Genomic DNA, 22,166 nt, shown 5'->3' with positions numbered 1-22,166 from the left:
CTACAAATCCTTGCGCTGGAAGCGCCAAATGCCGAGCACAAAAGCAACGATCGTATAGGCCAAGGCATACCAAAGGAAGGCTGGAGAGGGGGCCGAGCCGACTCCCAACATCGACATGAGGCTGTCTACCTGGATGCCCGTGAACTGCCTCAGCGCATCCATATTGAACAGCCTGTCCATCATCGTGCGCTGCAGGCCGTCAGCCGGCATCGCGAGCGACAGCAAACCCGAGATGGTGGCCAGCGAGCCGCCTACCGTCTCCTGAAGCGAGGCGAACTGAGCGGCCAGCTTGTCGATCATGCCGCCCAGCCAGCCTCCGCCGTACAGCATCGTCATGAAGACGCCGTTGCCGATGGCAGACAGAAAACCGGAGCCGAGCATCGACACCGATACCAGCAGCGGAACAACGGAAGCGAAAAGCAGATAGGCGATGAACAGGGTTCCCATGTCCCTCGGTACGCCGGCATGCATGCCGGCAACGCCCAGTATAGCGGCATACAGCACCAGAGAGTAACCCATGCCAAAGCTGACGTAGCCGAGCCAGCGTCCCGCATACCATTGCCACCTGGGCAGAGGCCGCGGCATCAGCGCCTGCATGACTCCCAGCTCCGCCTCGCCTGAGATGACGGAAGAGGAACTGAAAATGGAGAGAAAAGCAACGACGAACGCGCCGAAGAAGAAGCCTAGGCTGATGATGAACATGCCGCGGCTGTACCTTTCGACCAGAAGCTGCGGATCGTCGGGAGACAGCCCATACCTGCGGACTTCACCGCCGATGGCCGAAGCGATGAACCAGTATGCGATCAGGAACAGCACGGTCATGAAAAGCGTCAGCAGCAGGACGCGCTTGCGCAGCAGCTCCTTCCAGGTCATGCGAAGAATGATGGTCATGCTTTCTCCCCCCTGTGGCTCTTGCCGGAGAGCTCGGTGACGAACCATTCCTCAAGCCTCGTTTTGGCGCGCGTCGACTCGTAGAGCGTCATGCCTTGATCCAGAATCAGCGCATGCAGCCAGCCAGCCTGCTCCTCGTTCTCCAGCTCGGCCTCCAGCACGGCGGAGCCATCCGGCTCCGAGGCGGCCAGCCGGAAAGCCAGTCCCGTTTCCCCGCGCAGCCAATCCAGCAGCGCGGGAGCAAAGCCGCCGACGCGAAGCCGCCAGACAGGACGCTGCTGCAGCACTTCCTCGACCGTCCCCTGCTGGAGTATGCGGCCGTTGTTGAGCAGGGCGACGCGATTGCAGAGCGACTCCACATCCTCCATGAGATGAGAGTTGAGGAAGATCGTCTTGCCCTGGGCTTTCAGCTCATGGAGCAGCTCCCTCACCTCGCTTCGCCCGATGGGATCCATCGCCGAAGAAGGCTCGTCCAGGAACAGGATGCGGGGATCGCCGACCAGCGCGCAGGCGAGGCCCAGCCTCTGCTGCATGCCTTTGGAGTAATTTTTCACCCGGTCCCTCGAGCGCAGGCCGATGCCGACACGCTCCAGCAGCTGCGGCACCCTGCGATCCGCCTCCGCCCTTGGAAGGCGGCACATCTGCGCATGCAGGCGAACGACTTCTTCGCCGGTCAGCCACTCCTGATACCGGTACAGCTCGGGCAAGTAACCAAGGAGCCTTCGGGCCGAGAGGCTCCCGATCGGCTCGCCAAACAGGGAAGCCCGACCTTCCGTAGGGAAGATCAGGCCGACCAGCATTTTGACGCAGGTGCTTTTGCCCGCGCCGTTGGGACCGAGGAAGCCGAAGGCTTCCCCTTCCCTTACGGTAATCGAGACATCGCTGCAGCCGCGGCCGTTGTCGAACCGCTTCGTCAGCCCTTCGGTCTGGATGGCGATCACGCGGAGATCAGCTCCTGCAGCTTGGCCTTGAACGCGTCCAGCTTGCCGGCGAACAGGCTGCCTCCGTCCAGCGTGAACAGCTGGCCGTCCTTGACCCATGTAGCCGAATAACGATCCTTGCCGTTTTCATTGTAATTGTACTTGCTCAGGATGACGGAGATGCCGTGAACCTTGATGTTCTCCGACTTCCCGTCCGTGATGACCGGCATGACGAGATTTCCCGTGGAGAGAAACTCGCTCTGCAGAAGCCCGGCCCGCAGCGATTGCGGCAGCAGCGGGAACTGCAGCACCGCATCCCTTGCATCCTCCAGGCCTACGCCGGGCTCAACCTCGACGGTCGGCACGAGCTGCTGCGAAATCGAAGCGTATTCTCCTTTTTCCCCGTTGGCCAAATCGTAGGAAACGGTCTTGCTCGTCTCGAGCTTCACTTCCTTGCCGTCTACGGATGCCGGCATCAGCTTGGAAGCTCCCAGCTGCTTCATCGCTTTGTTGATTTCGTCCACGTTCATCTTGAGCGTCACCGTCTGTCCTCCGGATATGAAGAACGCCTCCTGCTTGCCCGTCAAGCTCTCGGGGAGCATGGAGAAGCCCAGCTCGGCCGCAGCCTGCTCGCGGCTCAGATTGTCCTTGTACCGTCCCGACTCCGACGTAAACGTCCCGAACCGGTTGATCGCTTCGCGGACCTGGCCGTCCGAAAAGGAATCGAACATCCGCTGAAGCTCGTTCTCATCCACGCTGACGACCTGCTCCATGCGGAACTGGCCGAGAATGGACGCCAGCGCCTTGTTGCCGGCCGGCGTCGCCGCCGCCGTCACCACGATCAGCGCGGCTGCCGCGATCGTCGTCCAGCGGCGGGCGCGGCTGTTCATGCGGCGGCGCGGCTTGACGTTCGCCGGAGCTGCCGTCTTGACGCGGTCCTCAGCGCCGACATCGCCAGCCGTCGCGGTCCCGACCCTGCCGCTTCCGGCTGCCGGGGCGTCCTGAACCGTACCGGCAACCCCCGCTGCCGCCATTCCGCCTTCGCGATCCCATTTGTCCCATGCGGCATGAGGCTGCTCTCCCGCCAGTGCGGCCTGCATCCGCAGCCAAGCCTCGTCCGTCTTTTTCTTTTCTGTGTCTGTATCTTTCCTTTGTTCCGTCATATTCGACCCATCCTCCTTCAATCAGGCTCATCCTGATTCGTCATAAAAACGCCGACGCTATTCCGACTCCATTGCGAAGGTCATTTTTTCACAACGCTTTTAGCGCAATTCCGCCTTCGGTTGAACCGGCCCGAGCCCCGCCGAACCTGTCAGGGCCATCCCCTCATCTCCCTGGCGCTGTTCGGCAGCCGCCGCGCATTTGCGAAGCCTCTCCGTCGCCCTCGCCAGCAGGGTGCCTACGATCGGCTGCCGCACCGACAGCTCCTCCGCTATCTCCGCGTAGCTGTATCCGGAGTACCGGAGCAGAAGCGCCCGGCGGTCCCGCTCGGGCAGCTCCTCCAGCCAGTCGCGCACCTCTTCCTGATCGAGCCTGCGCATCAGCTCGTCCTCGCCGGACGGGCTTGAAATCCCATCTACAGCAATTTGCTGCTCCTGCCGCTCAGCCAGCCTGCGCTGCCTCGCGGCGCTTCCCATATAGTCGTAAGCGAGCCTCGTCGCAACCCGGTGCAGCCATGCTCCGGCCGCCTCCAGGCTGTCCGGCGGCTGCCGGTACATTTTCAGAAACGTTTCCTGGGCCAGATCCTCCGCCACCGCCTCGTCGCGCAGAAGCGCGGTCAGCTTGCGAAGGACGGCCGGATGATGCTCGTAGAACAACTGCTTGAACGTTGCCGATTCCGGAATCGTCAAAGGTCCCATCCTCCTTTCTTGCTGCAGCTGTATAAAAGACGAATGCCGTCGAGCAAATGTATCAGCCCCGGGGGAATTAAATTTATCCGGCTACGTTCCGCCGCTTTCCTCCCCTTTCCTTCCTCTGGCTGCCTTTCCTTCATTTTGACAAGGCCTTGCGCATTCCCCATAATGTAAACTGAATCTTAAAGCTGACATGTAGCGTAATGTTTCACCCCTAAAATGTTGAGAAGGGAAGGTTTGACCTTGCAGCGAAATCGGTTTACCCGGATGTTTTCCAGCCGGCCATTTCTGTTCTTTTCCATCATCATACTGCTCAAATGCATGCTGACCTGGTTCGTCATCTTCGACGACGGCCCGTCGTGGGCGATTCTCGTGACGGAGCTCCCGTTCGCATGGCTGATCTTCGGCCTGCTGGAGATGTTCGCAGGCAAGCGCAAGCTGATCTATTACGTCATCGCGGACGCCGCCTTGACCGGCATCCTCTTCTCGGTCTTCATGTACCATAAATATTACGGGGTCATCGCCACCTGGCATGCGCTCCAGCAGGTCAACCAGGTGACGGCGGTCAGCAACAGCGTCTTCTCGCTGATGGATCCGTACTACACGCTGATCTTCCTCGATATTATCGTCCTGGCTGTCATTCTGATCCGCAAGCGGCGCGAGCTGCTGAAAAAGCCCGCCGCACGCTTCAACCGGCGCAAGGCTGTCTTCGCCGGCGTCGCCGTTCTGTCCTTTGCCCTGTGCCTGTTCAATATCGTGCCGAACCGCGCCAGCATGAACGAGCACACCAAGGCCGAGGAGATGGGCATCCTGAACTACGAGGCGTTCGCGCTCGTCGATCGGGGACAGACGGAGCTGGAGGATCCGGCCAAGGTGACGCAGGCCCGCATCGATGAGCTCAAAGGCGTCGATCCCAAGCAAGCTTCTCCATTCCAAGGCGCTGCACAAGGCAAGAACATCATCGTCCTGCAGCTGGAATCGTTCCAGAATTTCCTGATCGGCCTGGAGCTGGACGGGCGGGAGGTGACGCCGAACCTCAACAAGCTGGCGCGCGAAAGCCTGTATTTCAACAACTTCTATCAGATGGTCGGGCAGGGCAACACCTCCGATGCGGAGTTCGTCGCCAATACGAGCTTCTATATCCCGCGAAGCGGAGCGGCAACGATGTCCTACGCCTACAAGGACGTTCCGAGCCTGCCGAAGCTGCTGAAGGAGCAGGGCTATCAGTCCGCGACCTTCCATACGAACGTCGTCGACTTCTGGAACCGCCGCGAGCTGTACAAGGCGGTCGGCTTCGACCGCTTTTACGACCAGCCGTTTTTCGGCAAGGAGAACCAGGTGTTCTTCGGCGCCGACGACGAGACGCTGTACGCCAAGACGGCCGGCAAGCTGAAGGAGATGGACGGCGAGGGCAAGCCGTTTTATGCCCAGATCATCTCCATGACCGCCCATCATCCGTTCACGCTTCCGGACGGGCTGAGCCGCTTCGAGCTTCCGGAGCGGTATGAGAAGACATTCGTCGGCGACTACATCGCTTCCCAGAGCTATGCCGATTACGCCTTCGGCCAGCTGGTGGAGGAGCTCAAGGCCGCCGGACTGTGGGAAGATTCCCTGCTCGTCGTCTATGGCGACCATCAAGGGCTCCCGCTCTTCTCCCTCGATCGCAAGGACAAGGAGCTCATGAAAGAGATTCTCGGCCATGAATACGGCTATCCCGACATGATCAACGTTCCGCTACTCCTCACGCTGCCGGGCAGCAGGCAGGGAAAAGAGCTCGATACGCTTGGCGGCCAGGTCGATCTGCTTCCGACCATCGCGGGCCTTGCGGGGGCTTCGCTGGACGGTCAGCTTCATTTCGGCCAGGATCTTCTCAGCCAATCGCAAAATATTCTGCCTCAGCGTTATTATCTTCCTTCCGGCACGCTGCTCAGCGGCAGCTCGCTCTATATTCCCGGCATCGGGTACGACGACGGCAACCGCTATCCGCTGAAGCCGGGCACCCCGGCTGCAGGCTCCGACGAGGATGCCTACAATCGGGCGCTGGAGCTGCTCCGCCTGTCGGACAGCTATATGGAGGCCTTGCCGGAGCATGGCGGCGCGCAGCGTTGAATTCCGCACTCCTTAGTTAAATTGTCCCCTAAGCCCGCTTAATCATCACCGGCTGAGCCTACAGCCGCCAGATCCCGACGGGACGAAGCCGAGCCTCTCCTCCGCTTCGTCCCGTCTTTCTTTTTTGGTTCCGCAAAGGTTTTTCAGCCGCATGCTGGAGTCGGCTTCAAAGGAGTTGACAGCTTACGTTTACAAGTGTAATCTTTAATTATCGTTTACATACGTAAACATTCTTTTTCAAGGAGTAGATGGATTGCAATGAGCGTATCCCCCCGTATTACCGAGGCCGAGAGCGAGATCATGAAGCTTCTTTGGCAAAAAGAGCCCTTATCCGCCCAGGAAATCATTGCCGAGCTGTCCCAGCAGATGCAGTGGTCGGATCAGACGATCAAAACGTTCATTAACCGCCTTCATAAAAAGAATGCGATCCGGTTCGAGAAAGCCGGAAGGAATTATTTGTATTATCCGCTCGTATCCCATGCCGAGTATTTGAAGGCCGAGAACAAGTCTTTTCTGGACCGGGTGTACAACGGAGCCGTCGGCATGCTGTTCGCCCGATTCATCCAGGAAGAGAACCTGTCCGAACAAGACATCGACGAGCTCCAGAAACTTCTGGAGAAGCAAAAAACAGCGGAACGCCCCGACGCCTAGCCCGGTTCGTGTCCCGACGCGATCATGAAGGAGCTTTCGAGCCATGCAACGGATTCAAACGATCTTTCATCTCTTCTTGACGGCCTCGCTGGCATCGACCGTTCTTATCCTGGCGCTGCTCGCCTTCCGGAAGCTGTTCAAGAAGACGCCGAGCTCCAAGCTGGCCTATGCCCTCTGGCTGCTCGTGCTGATCAAGCTGCTCGTGCCGCTGGCGCCGCAAAGCCCGATCAGCTTGTTCGGCCTTATGCCGCAGGCGGCGACACAGGCCGATTCCGCCATGCGCCAGACCCCGCCGGTTCCAAGCCTGTCCGTCGATGACGGCACGGCGGCCTCCACGCAGCCAGTCGTTGTACCCGTGCCGGAGGATCATCCTCAACCGGAAACATCGGAACCTCCGGCGCCAGCTTCAGCTCCTCCCGCCTCTCCCCTCGAGGAAAAGGCGAGCGGACAAGCCCGCTGGAGCCCTCTGCCGATCGTTGCGCTGTCTTGGCTGGCCGGCTTTGCCGTCCTATGCCTCTGCTTCCTGATCGGCACGCTCCGATTCGAATTCAAATTCCGCTCGTCCCGCCGGATCGAAGATCCCGGCATCAGGTCCGCTTTGGAGAAATGCCGGCGGAAGCTTGGCATCAAGCGGCCGATTCCGATCCATGAAACCTATGGGCTTCGGAGTCCTTTCCTTTACGGACTTGCCCGGCCAAAAATCTATCTGCCTGCGGATATTGCCGTCATCGCCAATTCCAGACAGCTGGAGCACATCCTGCTGCATGAGCTGACTCATTACAAGCGCAAGGATCTGTGGATCAATCTTCTGTGGATGCTGGCTGCCGCGCTGCATTGGTACAATCCCTTCGTATGGCTGGCCATCCGGAAAATGAAAGCGGACCGCGAGGTAGCCTGCGACGCCGGAGTGCTGGAGGTGCTCGGCGAGCGGGAATCCGCCGCCTATGGCAGGACGCTGCTGCTGCTGTCGAAAGTTTTGGCCCGCAGCTCCAGGACAGCGGCCAATTTCTCGCCTTTCTTTGAACACGAGCACGAAATGAAACGGAGGATTACGATGATCGCCAAGTTCCGCAAAGGCTCCTATCGCCTGTCCGCCGCCGCCATTCTGGCGCTTCTCGCCATCGGAGCCGTCGTACTCGCCCAAGCTCCCAACACCAGGACCGGCGCCGCTCCGCAAGCCGGATCCGGGCAAGCACAGGCGCATACGGCCTCATTCCATCTTGTGCGGATAAACGACTGGTCCAAATGGTTCTCCAGCCTGGAGAGGGCGAATGATTTTTCCGGGTTCACGTACAAGGTGCCCGACTATCTTCCGGAAGGCTATCGGCTGGAGAATATCAATCTGGCCAAATACATGGACATGAACGACAACGTCGTCGCCATAACCGTCAAAAACGGATATGAAGTATTCCCGCATGAGAAAGCCTTCGAGCTGCTGGCTTCCAAGGAAAACCTGCTGGATACAATCTATAGCTCCCAGAGCGGCGGGGAAGTGCGGACAAACGCGCCGGCGACTTGGGGTCCGGCGGATCCTCAATTTTTCAAGTATGCGGATGCCACTTTTGCCGGGATCCACGGCACCTTGGTCTCCAGAATTCAAACCTATGCCTGGCATCTACCGGAAACAGCCAAAAGCTTCGTATGGCAGGATGAGGGGATCTGGTATGCCGTCGATTACTTCAGCGAAAACCATACCCGTGAAGGAACGCTTACTCATCGAAGCAATGTGACGATGCCGGATCTGGAAAAAATGCTGCATTCCTACGTGTTTCCCGAGCAGATCAAGCAGGTCGACTACACAGGCGAAGGGATCACCTTCCCGCTATACGACGGCAAGGACCTGCAGAAGGCTGAGGAGGCGCTGGGCTTCGACATCAATATCTCTTCCACCTTGGCGGACGGTCAATGGAAGCTCATGGACGCCCGCTTGAACAAGGCAGGCGACCGGACTCGGTATTTCAAATTCAGGCCGGCGGTGGATACGCTTGAAACGAGCTATCAGCCGGATCCCGATTTAAAATCGACCGTTTACTCCATGAACGATACGCTCAACCTGTATCAGAGCAAGGCTCCTATCGTCGATGCCGCCAAGATGACCGTCCTGCGGACGCTCGATCTGGATGGCGTCCGCGTCACCGTGGCGGAGGATGGCAAGAGATTCTACGATGTATTTGAAGTCGATCCGAAGAAGGATACCCGGCGCCAGCTCTTTTACCTGTGGGAAAAGGACGGCATTTATTTCACCGCCGCCTTCCTCGGCCTGGAGCCTAACCAAGAAGAGAACGTCAAGTCGCTGATCGGGGCTCCGGCCCTGGATGAAAAGAAGGCATGACCGCGACGGCCGTCCTCCGGGGCGGCCTTTTTTCATTCTTTCCGCCCTTGCGGTTGCCTTTGCCCCCGGCAGGGTTAATCTTAAGTAGAATTCGACAGAAGGGATGAGGGCGGATGCTGGGCAAGCTGAAAAATCTGCTGGGAGAGCCGACAAAGAGCGGCGGGGAAAAGAAAGGCGAGGAGGAAGCGGCTTACAGGGAGCTTGCAGATTCCAGGACAGGGCTGCTTCCGGGAATGCCGGCAGAGCTTGCCGAGGAGGAGCGCAAGCTCGAGGAGGCCTTGCCGCAGGAATGGCTGCTGCAGGTGCGCGAAGCCGTGCTGCGCGGCAACCCTGGACTGACGGATGAAAAGTACGGCTGGATGGAACGGGAGCTCAAGCGTCATTTTTTGCTCACCGGCCTGCTCCGCCGAGTTTCCTTGTACAGCGCTGAGGTAGGCCTGGTATGGCGGGAGCTGGCTCTTTACGAGCAGCAGTACCAGCAATTCTGCGAACGTTACGCCGGTTATCATCTTCAGGTGCAGGATGCCGTTGCCGCGCCCTCTCCATCAAGCTCGGCCGACAGCGCGGAGAGGGCTTGCTTCGAGCTTCTGTATCTGCTCCTGTTTCCTTTGGAGCCCGAGAACGAGCAGCTGCTCGGACCGTTCCATCATCATAAGCTGAGCCCTGGGCTGCTGGAGGAGCTGGAAGACCGCAGGCTGCCGCTGTGCGGCGGACTCGGCTTCGTCGGAACCTCCCACAAAGCCGCCATTGCCGAGTGTCTCACCGCCTCGCTGCGCGATCGATTGGAGGCCGCCCGGGACTGCTGCGCCGGGCTTCCCAAGCCCCGCCCCTTGGACCCTGCGACGGCGCTGCTGGCGAGCAGCATGGCCGGAGAGGGGTTCCCGTTCGATGCCGACGAGCAGCTGGACACTCCGGACGCGGGAGCATGGACGGCCGACCGCTCCACAGCGCTGCCGGGATAATCGAAAAAGGCCCTCGGCCATGACGGGCACGGCCGGGACCTTCGTTCGAAACTTCCCTTGGGAACTTCCCTTAGCGACAGAGAGCTGCGGACTACTTGGAGTCGGAGCCGCCGAGCAGTCCGAGCAGCTGCGGCGGAATCTGGATGCCGCGTCGCTCTCCCTCGCCGAACAGCGCCGGCAGGAAGTCGCTCTCTTCCTCTTCTTCCTCCTGCAGCGACTGGACTTCCCGATGCAGCCGCTCCATCTTGAGGTCCAGCGCGGCGGCCGAATCCGCCGCCTCCTTGAGCTCGCGAAGCAGATGCTCGGGGACGGCCTTGTTGTATTTGTAATACAGCTTGTGCTCGAGGCTTGCCCAGAAATCCATCGCAATCGTGCGGATCTGCACCTCGACGAGCACCTTCTCCTGACGATCCGACATGTAGACCGGCACCTCGATCAGAAGATGGAAGCTCTGATAGCCGTTCGGCTTGGGATGGGCGATATAATCCTTGACCTGCACGATGGCGAGATCCTTCTGCACCTTGAGCATGTCGTGGATCAGGTAAATATCGGATACAAACGAGCAGGTGATCCGCAGGCCGGCGATATCCTGGATCTTCTCCTTGATCGCGGGCAGCGAGAACTCGCAGTTTTTGCGGTAGATCTTGTTCATGATGCTTTCAGGCGATTTCACGCGCGACTTCGTATGCTCGATCGGATTGTAATCGTGGAGAAGCTGGAATTCCTCCTTGAGGATTTCGATCTTCGTCTCCATCTCGTCCAGGGCGAACTTGTACATCATCATGAAACGGGTAATGTCGTTCTTCAGCTTCTTGAATGGCTGCAGCTGCGAAGAGTTCATGGATGGCTCCTTGCCCGGCCGCTTGGGCCGCTTTGATCCCCCTTATCATCTCACAATACGCCCCCTGATTTCAAAAAAGCGGTCCGAGCGCGCCGGGAGCCGGCCTTCAAACTCATAAAAGGGCCGGACGAATATGCCCCATCTCAACAAGCGCCGGACAAGCCCGCCTGATGGCAACCTTCGCGGCGCTTCATCCACTCCCTCATTTCTCGGACGAGGACTTCCGGCTCCGATGCGAAGACGTCATGAGCGGAGGCCTCGAATTCGCGAAGCTCCCTGGAGGCGCGGCCGGCCTCTGCTTCGGCAGCAGCCTGTTGGGGATGTAACCTTCTGCCGTCATCGCCAGGTCCGGGCAGATAAGCAGCGGCAGCATATCGTCTGAACCGCTATTTGCCCCGTATCAATAGCATGGATGCGGCCTCCTCCGCAGCTCTCGATCTCAAATTCCTTCATCCCTGCGGCCTCCCCCAGCATGAATCCATATCCTTTCGCCTCCCGTCCAGGCAACGCCTGCCTCATGCATCTCTCCCTGAAACAATCTATTTTCCGTCCCTCCGGCAATTCCGGCAGGAGTTTCCGCTTTTTGGGGTAATCTACTTGATAGACCTATTTCCACTCTGAATCATCCCAGGAGGAGACTGCCGAATGAACATGGACCGTTACCGGATCGGAAGCGACGACAAGCTCAGGCTGAAGGACTACGATCCCGAAGATACCGCCGGATTCAAGGACAAGGATGAAGTCCAGGAGAAGTTCGAGGACCTGCTGGATAGGCTGGCCGAGCAGCAGGACCGCCTGTTCGCCTCGCGCAGCAACGGCGTGCTGGTCGTTCTCCAGGGCATGGACTGCAGCGGCAAGGACGGCGTCATCAAGAAGGTGTTCGGAGGCATCAACCCCGGCGGCTTCCGCGCCTACAGCTTCAAGAAGCCGACCGAGGAGGAGAGCGCCCACGATTTTCTCTGGCGCACCCACAAGGATGTTCCGGCCAAAGGCTACATCGCTGCCTTCAACCGTTCTTATTATGAAGAGGTGCTTATCACCCGGGTGCACGGCCACGTCAGCGACAAGGAGGCTCGCCGCCGGCTGAAGCAGATCCGGCATTTTGAGGAGATGCTGACGACGCAGAACGTGCTCGTCGTGAAGATCTTCCTGCACATCTCTCCCGAATTCCAGCTGGAGAAAATCCGGGACCGGATGGAAAATCCCGAGAAGCTGTGGAAATTCGATCCGACCGACCTTCAGGAGCGCCAATACTGGAAGGAATACACATCCGCCTACGAGGATGCGATCCGCCGCACGGCGACCGACGGCTCCCCATGGCATATCGTTCCGTCCAACAACCGCTGGTTCCGCAATTATCTCGTTCTCCGCATACTTGTGGAGGAGCTGGAGAAGCTCGGTCTGGAATACCCGAAGCCGGAGCTGGATTTATCCGCTTTTCCGATCGAGGAATCCAGTTTGGAAAAAATAGATGCGGAAAAGGAAACGAACTCATCCTCCCGTCCTCTTCTTGCGTAATTGCAGTCATTCCCGACCGACGGGAGGAAAACGCCAACCTGCCGGCGAATACGGGAACGAGGCTGCCGGCGGGCATGAAATCATCCGGAGCGCATGGAAGGAACCCGCTGCCCCGGACCCGCATGGCCTGACTTGACAGAGGAGGAATTCAATGACAAATGGGATGGAATCGATGACGGCCAAGCCGGGCATCAAACGGGAACGATGGCAGGAGATGGGCGATGAACAGCTGGTGACGGCTTGCATCGGGCCCTTGCTCGCACGGCTCCGCGGAGCTTCTGAAACCGATAAAACAGCCGCCTATCGCAGCCTTTCGCCGGAAAGGCAGGATCTCTTCATGCTGCGGGTGCTCGACGGCCATGCCCGCGGCTCGGCCTGGGAGTATTATGCCTGGACCGGGCTGCTGCTTCAGTCGCCGGATCAGTGGGCCGCCATTCTGGCGGCGCTGAGGCGGATCGGATCGCTCGAGCTGCTGGAAGCGCTCGCGGATACGGCGGCGGTGCATCGCAAGCGGCTTGGCCAAGATGCAGCCGGCGCCGACGCATCCAAGCTCCATGAAAAAGCCGAAGGGCCGTCTCTACCTCCCCCCGAAGCCAAAGCATCGGATCTGGACAACGATCCGGAGCTGGCTGCGGAAATCGCCGGTCTTTATGAGCTGTACCGCTCCCTTGTTCCCGAAGCCTACAAGCTGGCTGCGGAATCGATCCGCCGCGAGCCTCAGGCTTATCTGTCCCATGAGCCCAGCTGAAGCGTCTTGAATAGATCGCCGCCCCTTCGCCCATTCTACCGAGTGGAAGGAGGGGACCATATGAGCACAGCTAAAAACCGCCGGGAAAGCAATTGGAAGCAGCGCAAGCAAAACCAGCAGCCGCACGGCAAAATCAAGTCGCTCGAGGAATATGCCGACGAGCTCGGCGTTACTCCGTCTGAAGGCGTGTCTTCGTCTCAGCCGCCGACCCCGTAAGGTCCCCTAGTCCAGCCTGCGCCGCCCTCTATGGCAGCGCAGGTTTTTCGTGCTAGAATAGGCTTAAAGCTGCCGGAGCGCCGGAACCCGAAAGGAAGACGACCCATGAACGACACGCTGCTGTCCTATACGCTCACCGATGCTTCGCTTGACGATCTCCCCGCCATCGTCGCCATTTACAACACGACCATACCGGGAAGGATGGTGACGGCGGACCTCGAGCCGATCTCGACCGACGCCCGCATCCAGTGGTTTCATGAGCACTCGGCGGAGCGCCGTCCGCTGTGGGTGCTGAAGGACGGCGACCATATCGTCGCCTGGCTGAGCTTACAGTCCTTCCATCCGCGCGCCGCTTATGACGGCACTGCCGAGATCAGCATCTACCTGTCCGAGGCTCTCCGCGGCCAAGGAATCGGAGGCCTGCTCCTGCGGAAGGCCATGGAAGCTTGTCCGGCAATCGGCGTCCACACGCTGGTCGGCCTCGTATTCGGGCATAACGAACCGAGCCTTCGCCTGTTCGAAAAGCATGGCTTCGGACAGTGGGGACGCCTGCCGGATGTCGCCATCCTGGACGGAATCAGCCGCGACCTCGTGTACGTCGGCCGCAAGGTTTGACGAGCGGAGCCTCGGCAAGCGGCTGCTTGCTCGACAATCCCGCCGTCCTTTCTCCTCATCGGCAATCATTTTCCAATCAAAAAGCCGCCTGGAACGGAGCGACCTTTAAAGGTCCCTTCATTTCCAGGCGGCTTGTTTCATTGACCGCCAGCTGCTGCGATCCGGACCACCTTGCGCCCTTCGGAGCGTCCGGCAATCAAAGCCTGAGCCGCTTCTGCAACATCGTTCAGCTCCACCTCGCGGATGAGACGCTCCAGGCCGCGGGGCTTCAGATCTCCCGCCATCCGCTTCCATAGCCTGGTCCGCAGCTCCTGCGGCGCCCACACCGAATCGATGCCGCAAAGCTGAACTCCCCGCAGGATGAACGGGAAGACGCTTCCGGTCAGCTCCGAGCCCCCCGTCAAGCCGCAGCAGGCGGCTGTTCCGCCGTATTGGATCCGGCTCAGCACATTCGTCAGCATCGCTCCGCCTACGCAGTCGACCGCTCCCGCCCACCGCTGCTTGTCCAGCGGCCGCTGCTCTGCCGGCAGCAGCTCCTCGCGGGCCAGTATCCGGGCTGCTCCGAGCTCCCTCAGCAATTCGGCCGCTTCCGGCTTGCCGGAGACGGCCTCGACTTCGTAGCCGAGCCCCGCCAGCATGGAGACGGCGAGCGTGCCAACGCCGCCGCTGGCCCCGGTCACGACGACCGGACCGCTGCCCGGCTTCACGCCTCCGTCCTCCAGCTTCTGGATGGACATCGCAGCCGTCAATCCCGCTGTTCCGAGAGCCATCGCTTCGCGCGTGGTGAGCCCCTTCGGCAGCGGCACCGCCCACTCCGCCGGTATGCGGGCGTATTCGGAATACCCGCCATGCTGGCTCACGCCGAAGCCATGGCCGGTGACAATGACCTTTGTTCCGGGCGGCAGCTTGCGTTCGGAGCTTTTCTCGACGACGCCTGCCGCGTCGATTCCGGGAATCAGGGGATAACGGCTGACGATCCGGCCGTCGGGCTCAAGGGCGAGCGCATCCTTATAGTTGATGCTGGAGTAAGCTACCCGGATCAGCAAGTCCCCTTCCGGCAGCTTCGCCTCCTCCATCGTCTGCACGGCCGCCTCCACGTCTTCATCCTGCTTGTCCACGATCAGCGATCTGAATTGAAGCATGACGTCCCCTCCCTGGAATATGAGTTCACTTACGATAAGGCCATTGAAAAAGTTGTCGCTGCGTGCGCGGATCGATCTTCCGATCGCTGTTGTCCCCGTATTTCTCTGATTCTTACCGTTTTTACGGTTGAAATCCGGTGACAAAGGCGAGCGCATTCGCTTCTCCAGAATCGATTCCTCACCCTCCGCTTGTTTTTCAGTGGCCTCCTTTCGATTACCCTTATTTTCCTCCCGCAGCCGCATCGGGTCAAGACTAGCCTCCTTCTGTAGAGGGTAGCCCGAAAAGCCCGGGTTGCCCCAGGCCTCCATTCAATCGTTTGGATGGAAAACAACCCGATTGCGGCCGTCTTTCTTCGCTTGATACAGGCACCGGTCGGCTTCGCCGTACAAAAGCTGGAAGAGGTTGTCCCCATTCATCGGCTTCAGCTCCGTTGATGCGCCGCCGATGCTCACCGTCAGCCGGATTTGCCTCCCGTCATCGGCATGCACCTCGGCCGCCATGACAGCGGCTCGGATGCGCTCGGCAATCTGCTCCGCTTCCTTGGCTCCGGCGCCAGGCACCGCGACCGCGAATTCCTCCCCGCCGATTCTCCCGAACATCGCGTTGCCGTCCACGGCGCTCTGGGCCGCTTCAGCGAATGTCTGCAGCGCCAGATCTCCGTTCTGATGGCCGAAACGGTCGTTGATTCCTTTGAACAGATCCAAATCCATGATGAGCAGGCTGTACGGCCGGTCGTTCTCGGCGCACAGCGTGAGATGCCGCTGCGCCCGTTCGATGAAGCCGGTGCGGTTGTACAATCCCGTAAGACCGTCTATCGCCGCTCTCCGGCGCAAATCCTTCTCGACCTTTTTGGATTCCGATATATCGCTGATGACGCTCAGCGTTCCATAGAAGTCTCCCCGCCCCGATACGAGCGGAGTGACATTCACCTCCAGCCAGATATCCTCGGATCCCGGCCGCCTGAAGCGCAGCCTCACCTCGGATTCGATCCGGCGCTCATGAGCTTCCGACCATGCATCGGCATCCGGGATCAGCTGGCCGAGCAGCAGTCCGCGCCAGTCGCCTCCTGGCGTTCCGCCCGCTTTGGCGATGAGCCGCGAGGCGGAAGCGTTATGATCCATCACCCTCTGACGGGTATCGAGCACCACGATGCCGTCCTTCATGATCTCGAACAGCTTGTTCCGGGCGATGGGAACGACATGAAGAACCTGATAGCGATAGAAGCTCCAGAAGATCAGCAGACAGGCCGGAAACGTGGAGAAAACCAGCGCGCCAATAATGCCTTGCGCCAAGGCCGGATTAGCCAGCCTCACATTAATGGATACAAGAGGAATGAGCACCGCTCCGATCAAGCCCAGGAGCCGGCGCCGGTCTGTGCCGGCAGCTGTCAGCCAGGTGCGGAAAAGCACGGCGATGCCGAGAACTTGGCTGGCCGAGCTGTAGGAGATGAACATGGAGCTGAGAGCCGTCCTCTCGATATCCAGCATGCCGTCGGCGCCGATCCTCACCGATGCGCGCATGAGATGGTGATAGTCATTGGTGAAAATGAGCAAAATCGCCGCGATTGGAACCAGGGATGCATAGATGATGGGACGGATTCGTACCAACCGCTCATGCCCCGAATGGGCCAAAGCCAGGAACAAGCTGAGCACGGGATAAATGAACACTGAAATTTGCGAGATATTGCGCCATAAAACTTTGGTCTGCAGCTCCGGCATGACGTATTGCATCAGCGAGGCGAAGCTGAGCACCGCGGAAAGCGCCAGCATGGCGATATATATGGAAGTGCCGGGTACCCGTCTATACGGCGTAACCAGCAGGATAAGCGCGATTGGAACGCACGCGGCGACCAGGTATGTCCAGGTCATAAGCATAGATGTACTAACCCCCTGGTCGAATTATAGCAGATAATGGAGGAAATAGAAGTTCGAGATGGGATCTCAGACCTATGTATATATGGAGCGAGGCCTATTTTATTATCCTCTGTTATTATGAGATAACTTTAAGAAAGAAGTAGAGAGCGCATACAGAAGTGTCTGCATCAATTAAATGCTTTAACGCATTAATTCAATAACTAATTGCAGATTTATTCGGGCAACGTTAAAATAAACTTAAATTCTTGTTAATTATTACTAGACAAAGAAGATTTGGAGAAGTATTCTTTTATCACACGCGAGAGATGATAGGTTCCTTGTCGAATTATGTCACGTTATCTTTCATTTTTCGTAACGCCTTCCACATGGAAGGCCACCACACTTATAGAAAGAAGGTACCTGCTTGCAGAAGTCTCGCCGCAAAGTCATTCTGACCGCTTTGTCCACCACGCTGTCTGCCGCGCTGCTGCTTCAGCCGCTCGTGGCCCAAGCCGCTGCATCGCCTGTATCCTCTGGTATTCTGGCCAAAAGCCTGACCAAAGGAATCGACGCCATGATCTCTTCCCGCCTGGACACCTCGTCCAGCAAGCCTGTCAAAGTCATTGTCCAGCTGGATGGAGCGACGATCGCCGAGGGCAAATACGCCGCAAAAATGGGCGTCAAATCCCTCAGCACCGAAGCGACCGAGAGCGCGATCAGCCGCCAGCAATCCGGTGTCATCGCCTCTGCCAAGAAAAGCGGGATCGATCTTAAGGTCACCTACCAGTTCGATACGGTGCTGAACGGAATGGAGGTCGAGCTTCCGGCCAATCAGATTCCTGCTCTTGCCCAGATTGCAGGAGTGAAATCGATCTATGAGAACCGCACTTATTATTCCGTTCCGACGACAAGCTCCCCTACCGCGACTGAAACGACATACAAGTTTGACATCAATCCGCTCAAGCAGATCGGCGTTCCCGAGGCTTGGGATGCCGGCCTGACGGGCAAAGGCATCAAAGTCGGCGTCATCGACACCGGTGTGGACTACCTTCATCCGGACCTGAAAAACGCCTACAAGGGCGGCCATGATTCCTACTTCAACACGGATGATCCTTATGAGGAGTCCCCGGACGAAAAAACCGGCAATAAAGGCACCTCCCACGGAACGCATGTGTCCGGCACGATCGCTGCCCGCGCAGAGAACGACTCAGATGTCATCCATAAAGGCGTGGCCTACGAGTCGGATCTGTATGTCTACAAGGTACTCGGCTTCAACAAAGAAACCGGCCGCTCTTCCGGCTCCTCGGCGCAGGTCATCGACGGAATCGAGCATGCCGTGCAGGACGGAATGGATGTCATCAACCTGTCTCTAGGTTCCGATGATGCCAAGGACGCATTTACTCCCGACTCTATCGCAATCAACAACGCGGTCCTGGCCGGCGTCGTAGCTGTCGTGGCTAACGGCAACAATGCCGTTGAATCAGAGCAATACTACTACTCCATGGGCTCCCCCGCTTCCAGCCAGCTGGCTATTTCCGTTGGAGCAGCCACCAGCCCAAGCAACCATTACGGAGCATCGGTCAGCGCTTCGGTCTACAACTCCGCCGGCACGGTTGCGGGCAGCGTGTATACCAACAACGCCCTGAACGTCATGGGCTGGTATACCGGCAAAGAAGACTTCGCCTCCTTGATTGGAAGCGAGGAGCAGGCAGCCGTTTACGCCAATCTCGGAGCCGAGGCGGATTACAAAGGCCTCGACGTAAAAGATAAAATCGTCTTCGTTTCCCGTGGCACGCTGGCGTTTGTCGACAAAATTGCCATCGCCAAGGAGCATCAAGCCAAGGCTATCGTCATCTTCAACGGCAATGCGCTGACAACCGATGCGAATACGGCCAATCTGAGCGAAAGCATTGCGGGACGCGATTCCTGGATCGGCCCGACGGCTTATCTGGGCGACAGCCTGCAATTCATTCCTGCTTTTGATCTCGAAGGATCCAAAGGACGCGCGCTGGCTCGCTTCTTGAAAGCCAACCAAGGCGCCAGCCTCAAGCTCGCATTTGATTCCATCTATCCAAAAACGGTGGATCAAGGCGACCATATGGCCGACTTCAGCTCGCGCGGCCCGAACTCGGACGGCATTCTCGGCATCAAGCCGGACTTCTCCGCCCCGGGCGTGAACATCTTGTCCACTTGGCCGGCATACGGCAAGACGAATCCTGAAGCCAGCTATGCGGAAGCCTACAATCGCATCAGCGGCACCAGCATGGCGACGCCGCATGTTGCCGGGCTCGCTGCCCTGCTCCAGCAGGAGCATCCGGATTGGACTCCATTCGAAATCCGCGCGGCACTCGCCAATACGGCTGATCCGATCTCCGACGCGGAAGGTACCTTGTACGATGTGTATTCCCAAGGAGCAGGACGCGTGAACATCGCGGAAGCGATCAAAACTCCTGCCGTTCTGCAAACGGTGGAGCAGCTTGTTCTCTATGACAAAGAGATGAACCCTGTTCCGACGACGAACTACGGCGACAACGCCAGCTTTGGAGTCATGAAGGCAGGCAGCGATTTCAAGACGATCAATCTGCAGGTCAACAACACCTCCGATGCAGCGGTTACTTACAACGCCACCTACTCGCTTAATAGCGAAGTAACTGGCGATCCTTATTCGGATAAACCGGTCAATACTCCGGACAACAGCAAAATCAAAGTGTCGCTGGATGGTCTCGTCAATGGCACGATTTCCGCCAGCGCAGGAAGCAAATCCGCTTTCTCTCTGAGCGTAGCTCCTCAAGACGATGCGCCCGAAGGCGTCTACGAGGGACAAGTTGTCCTGACGGCTGCAGGCCTGCCGACACTTCATATCCCGTTCGTCGTCCATGTCGGCGATCAGAAGCCGGATACCGGCTACGGCATCCAGGATCTGACGCTGTCGACTCGCCAGCTCTCCCCTAACGGAGACGGCATCAACGACTTCATGGACATCTCGTTCCGCCTTGCTGCGCAAGGCATGAACTATTACGAAATCACCATCAACGACATCAATGACGATACAGTCGGTTATGTTACGTATACCGACGCTTATTCATCCGGTTCCGTCCTCGACTCCAAGGTCTATACAAGCCGCTTCGACGGCACGTACAAGATCGATGACGAGAAAGGAAACACAACGACCGCACAGCTGAAGGACGGCCAGTACGGCATCAACGTTGCCGCATACAAGATCGTCAAAGGCAAAATCGCTGCCCAAACGATCGGCTACCTTCCGTTCTCCGTAGCCCGTACGTCGACCGGCCCGATCTTCTTCCCGGGCACAGGAGCTGCTCCCGCTCCATCGCCAACCCCTGCTCCATCGGATGCAACGGCTTCCCTGAAGGCTGTCGTTGGTCAAGGCCAACAGCAGGTCGCCGTTAAATCCGCGACCGCGTCCGAAGCTTCCGCAACGGTGACTGCAGTAACCTACGCGGATCTGCAAGCCGCAATCGGTACCGGTACGACCAAGCTGGCTCTTGTCGTCAGCGCAGCTGCCGAAGCCGGCAAAGCTTCCAAGCTGAGCCTGCCTGCCGATCAAGTTCAACTGCTGTCCACTGCTCCAGCAGGCAGCTCGCTCTACTTGACGACAGGCACAGAGACGCTTGAGCTTCCGCTCTCGCTCCTGAAATCGGTACCGGCAGGAAGCGGCCTTGAGCTTATCATCCAAAAGGCTGCCGACTCCAAATTTGCAACAGCTAGCGTCGTTGGCACTCCGGTTACGTTCCAAGTGAACGTTGTAACCGGTTCTGTATCCAAAGAAATTAGCGTACCTGCTTCGACCTTCATCAAACGCTCGTTCACGCTGGACAAAGGCGTATCGGCTGACAAAGCCGGCGTCCTGTTCCTCGAGAACGGCAAGGAAGCACCGGCTCCAGCCGTATTCGCTGCCAATGAAGACGGAACGACGACTGTTGTCGTGAACCGCCCTGGCTTCTCCACCTATGCCGTGGCCAAGAAAGCCGTCGCGTTCAACGACATCTCGGCTTCGTGGGCTCAGAGCCGCATCCAGGCTCTGGCTGAGAAGCTGCTGATCAACGGCACGTCTGCGACGAAGTTCTCGCCGAAGTCCTCCGTCACACGCGCTGAATTCGCTGCAATGCTGACGCGCGGCCTCGGCCTCAGCACGACGTCCTCTGCTCCATTCACCGACCTCAAATCCGGCGCATGGTACAGTGATGCTGTAAATGCTGCTTATGCAGCCGGCCTGATTAACGGCTACAACGACGGCACCTTCCGTCCGGACGGCATCATCAGCCGCCAGGAACTGTCCGTCATGCTGGCCAAAGCCTCCACTCTGCTTGATATCAAAGCAACCGGCGGCAAAATCAGCACCTATGGCGACGCTGCAAGCTTCGGCGCCTTTGCGAAGGACAGCATTGCCTTTGTAACGGCGGCAGGTCTCATGGAAGGCTCCTCGGCGAACGGTTCCACCGTGTTCCAGCCGGCAGCTCCTACGACCCGCGAAGCGGCCGCAACCGTCATCTACAAGCTGCTTCAAGGCGGCAAGCTGATCTAAATCCAGCTCTTCCCGGCACCTGATCCCCCACGGGATCAGGTGTTTTTTTCTGTCCGGAAATAAATTCCTTCGTCATCGGCCTGCTCATTCCTTACACCGCTCCCGAGTTGGCCAGCGACGAAGTCCGCATGAGTCCGTTCACGATCGTATTCGAGAAGGCAGGCCTCAGCATCGCAGCATCCGTCATGAACGCTGTCATCCTGACCTCGGTGCTCTCGGCCGGCAACTCCGGCCTGTACGCCTCGACCCGCATGCTGTGGGTGCTTGCCAAGGAGGGCAAAGCTCTTCGCTGGCTGGCTCGCCTTAACCGTCGCGGCGTCCCCTTCGCCGCTCTGCTTGTGACGAGCGCCTTCGGCCTACTCGCGTTCCTCGCATCCCTGTTCGGCGACGGCGTCGTCTACGTCTGGCTGCTCAACGCATCGGGCATGTCCGGGTTCATCGTCTGGCTCGGCATCGCGGTGAGCCATTACCGCTTTCGGCGCGCCTGGAAGGCCCAAAGCCGCTCGCTCGACGAGCTGCCTTACCGGGCCAAATGGTATCCATTCGGCCCGGTTCTCGCCATGATTCTCTGCATCGCCGTCATCGGCGGCCAATTCGTCGGCGGCATCGAGGACGGGAAAGTCGACTGGGCGTTCATCGCCGCCTCCTACTTCGGCTTGCCGCTGTTCCTAGCCATCTGGCTGGGGCATAAGTGGAAACATAAGACCAAGCTCCTCAAGCTGGAGGAATGCGACCTGACACCAAGGCAGGAATAAACGAAGAGAGCGCCCCATCATGGAGCGCTCTCTTTCATTTTGTCCTATAATAAGAAATCAAATTATACGTCAATCCGAATCCAAACCAAGAGATATAAATGAGGCTATTGCCGGCGAGTGGATGAAAGTCGGGGTCCTGTACAAAATGAATTGTCCTGTAATAGAAGGAAAGATAGAAACCGTAGAGCAGAACAGGCGTCACCCACAAACTCA

At 58.5% G+C, this 22,166-nt stretch carries 16 protein-coding genes and 1 pseudogene; 10 read left to right on the top strand and 7 right to left on the bottom strand.

The features are described 5' to 3' along the window. The 4 genes from VE23_RS19265 to VE23_RS19250 all read right to left on the bottom strand — a co-directional run bounded on the left by VE23_RS19265 (position 1) and on the right by VE23_RS19250 (position 3,661). Complete coding sequence (locus VE23_RS19265; protein ID WP_048746979.1) at positions 1 to 891, bottom strand: ABC transporter permease subunit; 891 nt, start codon at positions 889 to 891, stop codon at positions 1 to 3. Continuing rightward, positions 888 to 1,832 (bottom strand): ABC transporter ATP-binding protein, encoded by a 945-nt coding sequence (locus tag VE23_RS19260; protein WP_049868830.1) that lies wholly within the window; start codon positions 1,830 to 1,832, stop codon positions 888 to 890. Before VE23_RS19260 ends, VE23_RS19265 begins: the two co-directional genes overlap by 4 nt. After that, positions 1,829 to 2,974, bottom strand: coding sequence for a hypothetical protein (locus VE23_RS26650; RefSeq protein ID WP_049868829.1), 1,146 nt, complete (start codon positions 2,972 to 2,974; stop codon positions 1,829 to 1,831). Before VE23_RS26650 ends, VE23_RS19260 begins: the two co-directional genes overlap by 4 nt. Before the next feature lie 99 nt (positions 2,975 to 3,073). Then, complete coding sequence (locus VE23_RS19250; protein WP_069202499.1) at positions 3,074 to 3,661, bottom strand: sigma-70 family RNA polymerase sigma factor; 588 nt, start codon at positions 3,659 to 3,661, stop codon at positions 3,074 to 3,076. Between the two features lie 246 nt (positions 3,662 to 3,907). Here VE23_RS19250 and VE23_RS19245 point away from each other — a divergent pair, with 246 nt between their 5' ends. The 4 genes from VE23_RS19245 (at position 3,908) to VE23_RS19230 (ending at position 9,718) form a co-directional block, all read left to right on the top strand. Beyond that, complete coding sequence (locus VE23_RS19245) at positions 3,908 to 5,773, top strand: LTA synthase family protein (protein WP_332310177.1); 1,866 nt, start codon at positions 3,908 to 3,910, stop codon at positions 5,771 to 5,773. Positions 5,774 to 6,031: 258 nt separating this feature from the next. Then, positions 6,032 to 6,424, top strand: a complete 393-nt coding sequence (locus VE23_RS19240; RefSeq protein ID WP_049868827.1) for a BlaI/MecI/CopY family transcriptional regulator — start codon at positions 6,032 to 6,034, stop codon at positions 6,422 to 6,424. Positions 6,425 to 6,467: 43 nt separating this feature from the next. Beyond that, positions 6,468 to 8,756 (top strand): M56 family metallopeptidase, encoded by a 2,289-nt coding sequence (locus VE23_RS19235; protein ID WP_049868826.1) that lies wholly within the window; start codon positions 6,468 to 6,470, stop codon positions 8,754 to 8,756. 113 nt (positions 8,757 to 8,869) lie between these two features. Then, complete coding sequence (locus VE23_RS19230) at positions 8,870 to 9,718, top strand: hypothetical protein (RefSeq protein ID WP_049868825.1); 849 nt, start codon at positions 8,870 to 8,872, stop codon at positions 9,716 to 9,718. Between the two features lie 91 nt (positions 9,719 to 9,809). On the opposite strand, the gene VE23_RS19225 is transcribed toward VE23_RS19230, so the two are convergent. Beyond that, positions 9,810 to 10,559, bottom strand: a complete 750-nt coding sequence (locus VE23_RS19225) for a GTP pyrophosphokinase (RefSeq protein WP_021880632.1) — start codon at positions 10,557 to 10,559, stop codon at positions 9,810 to 9,812. A gap of 645 nt (positions 10,560 to 11,204) precedes the next feature. Between VE23_RS19225 and VE23_RS19220 the strand changes: the two genes are divergently transcribed. The 4 genes from VE23_RS19220 (at position 11,205) to VE23_RS19210 (ending at position 13,656) form a co-directional block, all read left to right on the top strand. After that, entirely contained in the window at positions 11,205 to 12,077 is an 873-nt protein-coding gene (locus VE23_RS19220; RefSeq protein ID WP_198156191.1) for a PPK2 family polyphosphate kinase, read from the top strand. A gap of 151 nt (positions 12,078 to 12,228) precedes the next feature. Continuing rightward, positions 12,229 to 12,825, top strand: coding sequence for a hypothetical protein (locus tag VE23_RS19215; RefSeq protein ID WP_157054000.1), 597 nt, complete (start codon positions 12,229 to 12,231; stop codon positions 12,823 to 12,825). Between the two features lie 60 nt (positions 12,826 to 12,885). Beyond that, positions 12,886 to 13,041 (top strand): DUF6254 family protein, encoded by a 156-nt coding sequence (locus VE23_RS27125; RefSeq protein ID WP_021880628.1) that lies wholly within the window; start codon positions 12,886 to 12,888, stop codon positions 13,039 to 13,041. Positions 13,042 to 13,146: 105 nt separating this feature from the next. Beyond that, a complete protein-coding gene (locus VE23_RS19210) occupies positions 13,147 to 13,656 on the top strand; it encodes a GNAT family N-acetyltransferase (protein ID WP_049868823.1) in 510 nt (169 codons plus the stop codon). A 137-nt stretch (positions 13,657 to 13,793) separates the two neighbouring features. Here the strand turns inward: VE23_RS19210 and VE23_RS19205 are convergent, their stop codons facing one another. Next, complete coding sequence (locus VE23_RS19205) at positions 13,794 to 14,798, bottom strand: oxidoreductase (RefSeq protein WP_049868822.1); 1,005 nt, start codon at positions 14,796 to 14,798, stop codon at positions 13,794 to 13,796. A gap of 309 nt (positions 14,799 to 15,107) precedes the next feature. Beyond that, the gene (locus VE23_RS19200; protein ID WP_049868821.1) at positions 15,108 to 16,673 is read right to left on the bottom strand and encodes a histidine kinase N-terminal 7TM domain-containing diguanylate cyclase; all 1,566 of its coding nucleotides are present in this window, start codon (positions 16,671 to 16,673) and stop codon (positions 15,108 to 15,110) included. Between the two features lie 403 nt (positions 16,674 to 17,076). On the opposite strand from VE23_RS19200, the gene VE23_RS19195 reads away from it, so the two are divergent. Together VE23_RS19195 and VE23_RS19190 are read left to right on the top strand one after the other, a co-directional pair. Continuing rightward, complete coding sequence (locus tag VE23_RS19195; RefSeq protein ID WP_049868820.1) at positions 17,077 to 21,198, top strand: S8 family serine peptidase; 4,122 nt, start codon at positions 17,077 to 17,079, stop codon at positions 21,196 to 21,198. Between the two features lie 71 nt (positions 21,199 to 21,269). Continuing rightward, positions 21,270 to 21,953, top strand: a pseudogene (locus VE23_RS19190) (amino acid permease); the annotation flags it as partial. Positions 21,954 to 22,166 lie beyond the last annotated feature (213 nt).

The sequence above is a fragment of the Paenibacillus sp. D9 genome, from assembly GCF_001188365.1.
In the GTDB taxonomy this organism is placed as follows: domain Bacteria; phylum Bacillota; class Bacilli; order Paenibacillales; family Paenibacillaceae; genus Paenibacillus_O; species Paenibacillus_O humicus.
This window is presented reverse-complemented; position numbering and strand designations above follow the sequence as displayed.

Bases quoted from the DNA above. Each gene is read 5' to 3' on its own strand.
- VE23_RS19265 (WP_048746979.1), bottom strand. From the start codon at position 891: ATGACCATCATTCTTCGCATGACCTGGAAGGAGCTGCTGCGCAAGCGC.
- VE23_RS26650 (WP_049868829.1), bottom strand. From the start codon at position 2,974: ATGACGGAACAAAGGAAAGATACAGACACAGAAAAGAAAAAGACGGAC.
- VE23_RS19240 (WP_049868827.1), top strand. From the start codon at position 6,032: ATGAGCGTATCCCCCCGTATTACCGAGGCCGAGAGCGAGATCATGAAG.
- VE23_RS19235 (WP_049868826.1), top strand. From the start codon at position 6,468: ATGCAACGGATTCAAACGATCTTTCATCTCTTCTTGACGGCCTCGCTG.
- VE23_RS19230 (WP_049868825.1), top strand. From the start codon at position 8,870: ATGCTGGGCAAGCTGAAAAATCTGCTGGGAGAGCCGACAAAGAGCGGC.
- VE23_RS19225 (WP_021880632.1), bottom strand. From the start codon at position 10,559: ATGAACTCTTCGCAGCTGCAGCCATTCAAGAAGCTGAAGAACGACATT.
- VE23_RS19220 (WP_198156191.1), top strand. From the start codon at position 11,205: ATGAACATGGACCGTTACCGGATCGGAAGCGACGACAAGCTCAGGCTG.
- VE23_RS19215 (WP_157054000.1), top strand. From the start codon at position 12,229: ATGACAAATGGGATGGAATCGATGACGGCCAAGCCGGGCATCAAACGG.
- VE23_RS27125 (WP_021880628.1), top strand. From the start codon at position 12,886: ATGAGCACAGCTAAAAACCGCCGGGAAAGCAATTGGAAGCAGCGCAAG.
- VE23_RS19210 (WP_049868823.1), top strand. From the start codon at position 13,147: ATGAACGACACGCTGCTGTCCTATACGCTCACCGATGCTTCGCTTGAC.
- VE23_RS19205 (WP_049868822.1), bottom strand. From the start codon at position 14,798: ATGCTTCAATTCAGATCGCTGATCGTGGACAAGCAGGATGAAGACGTG.
- VE23_RS19200 (WP_049868821.1), bottom strand. From the start codon at position 16,673: ATGCTTATGACCTGGACATACCTGGTCGCCGCGTGCGTTCCAATCGCG.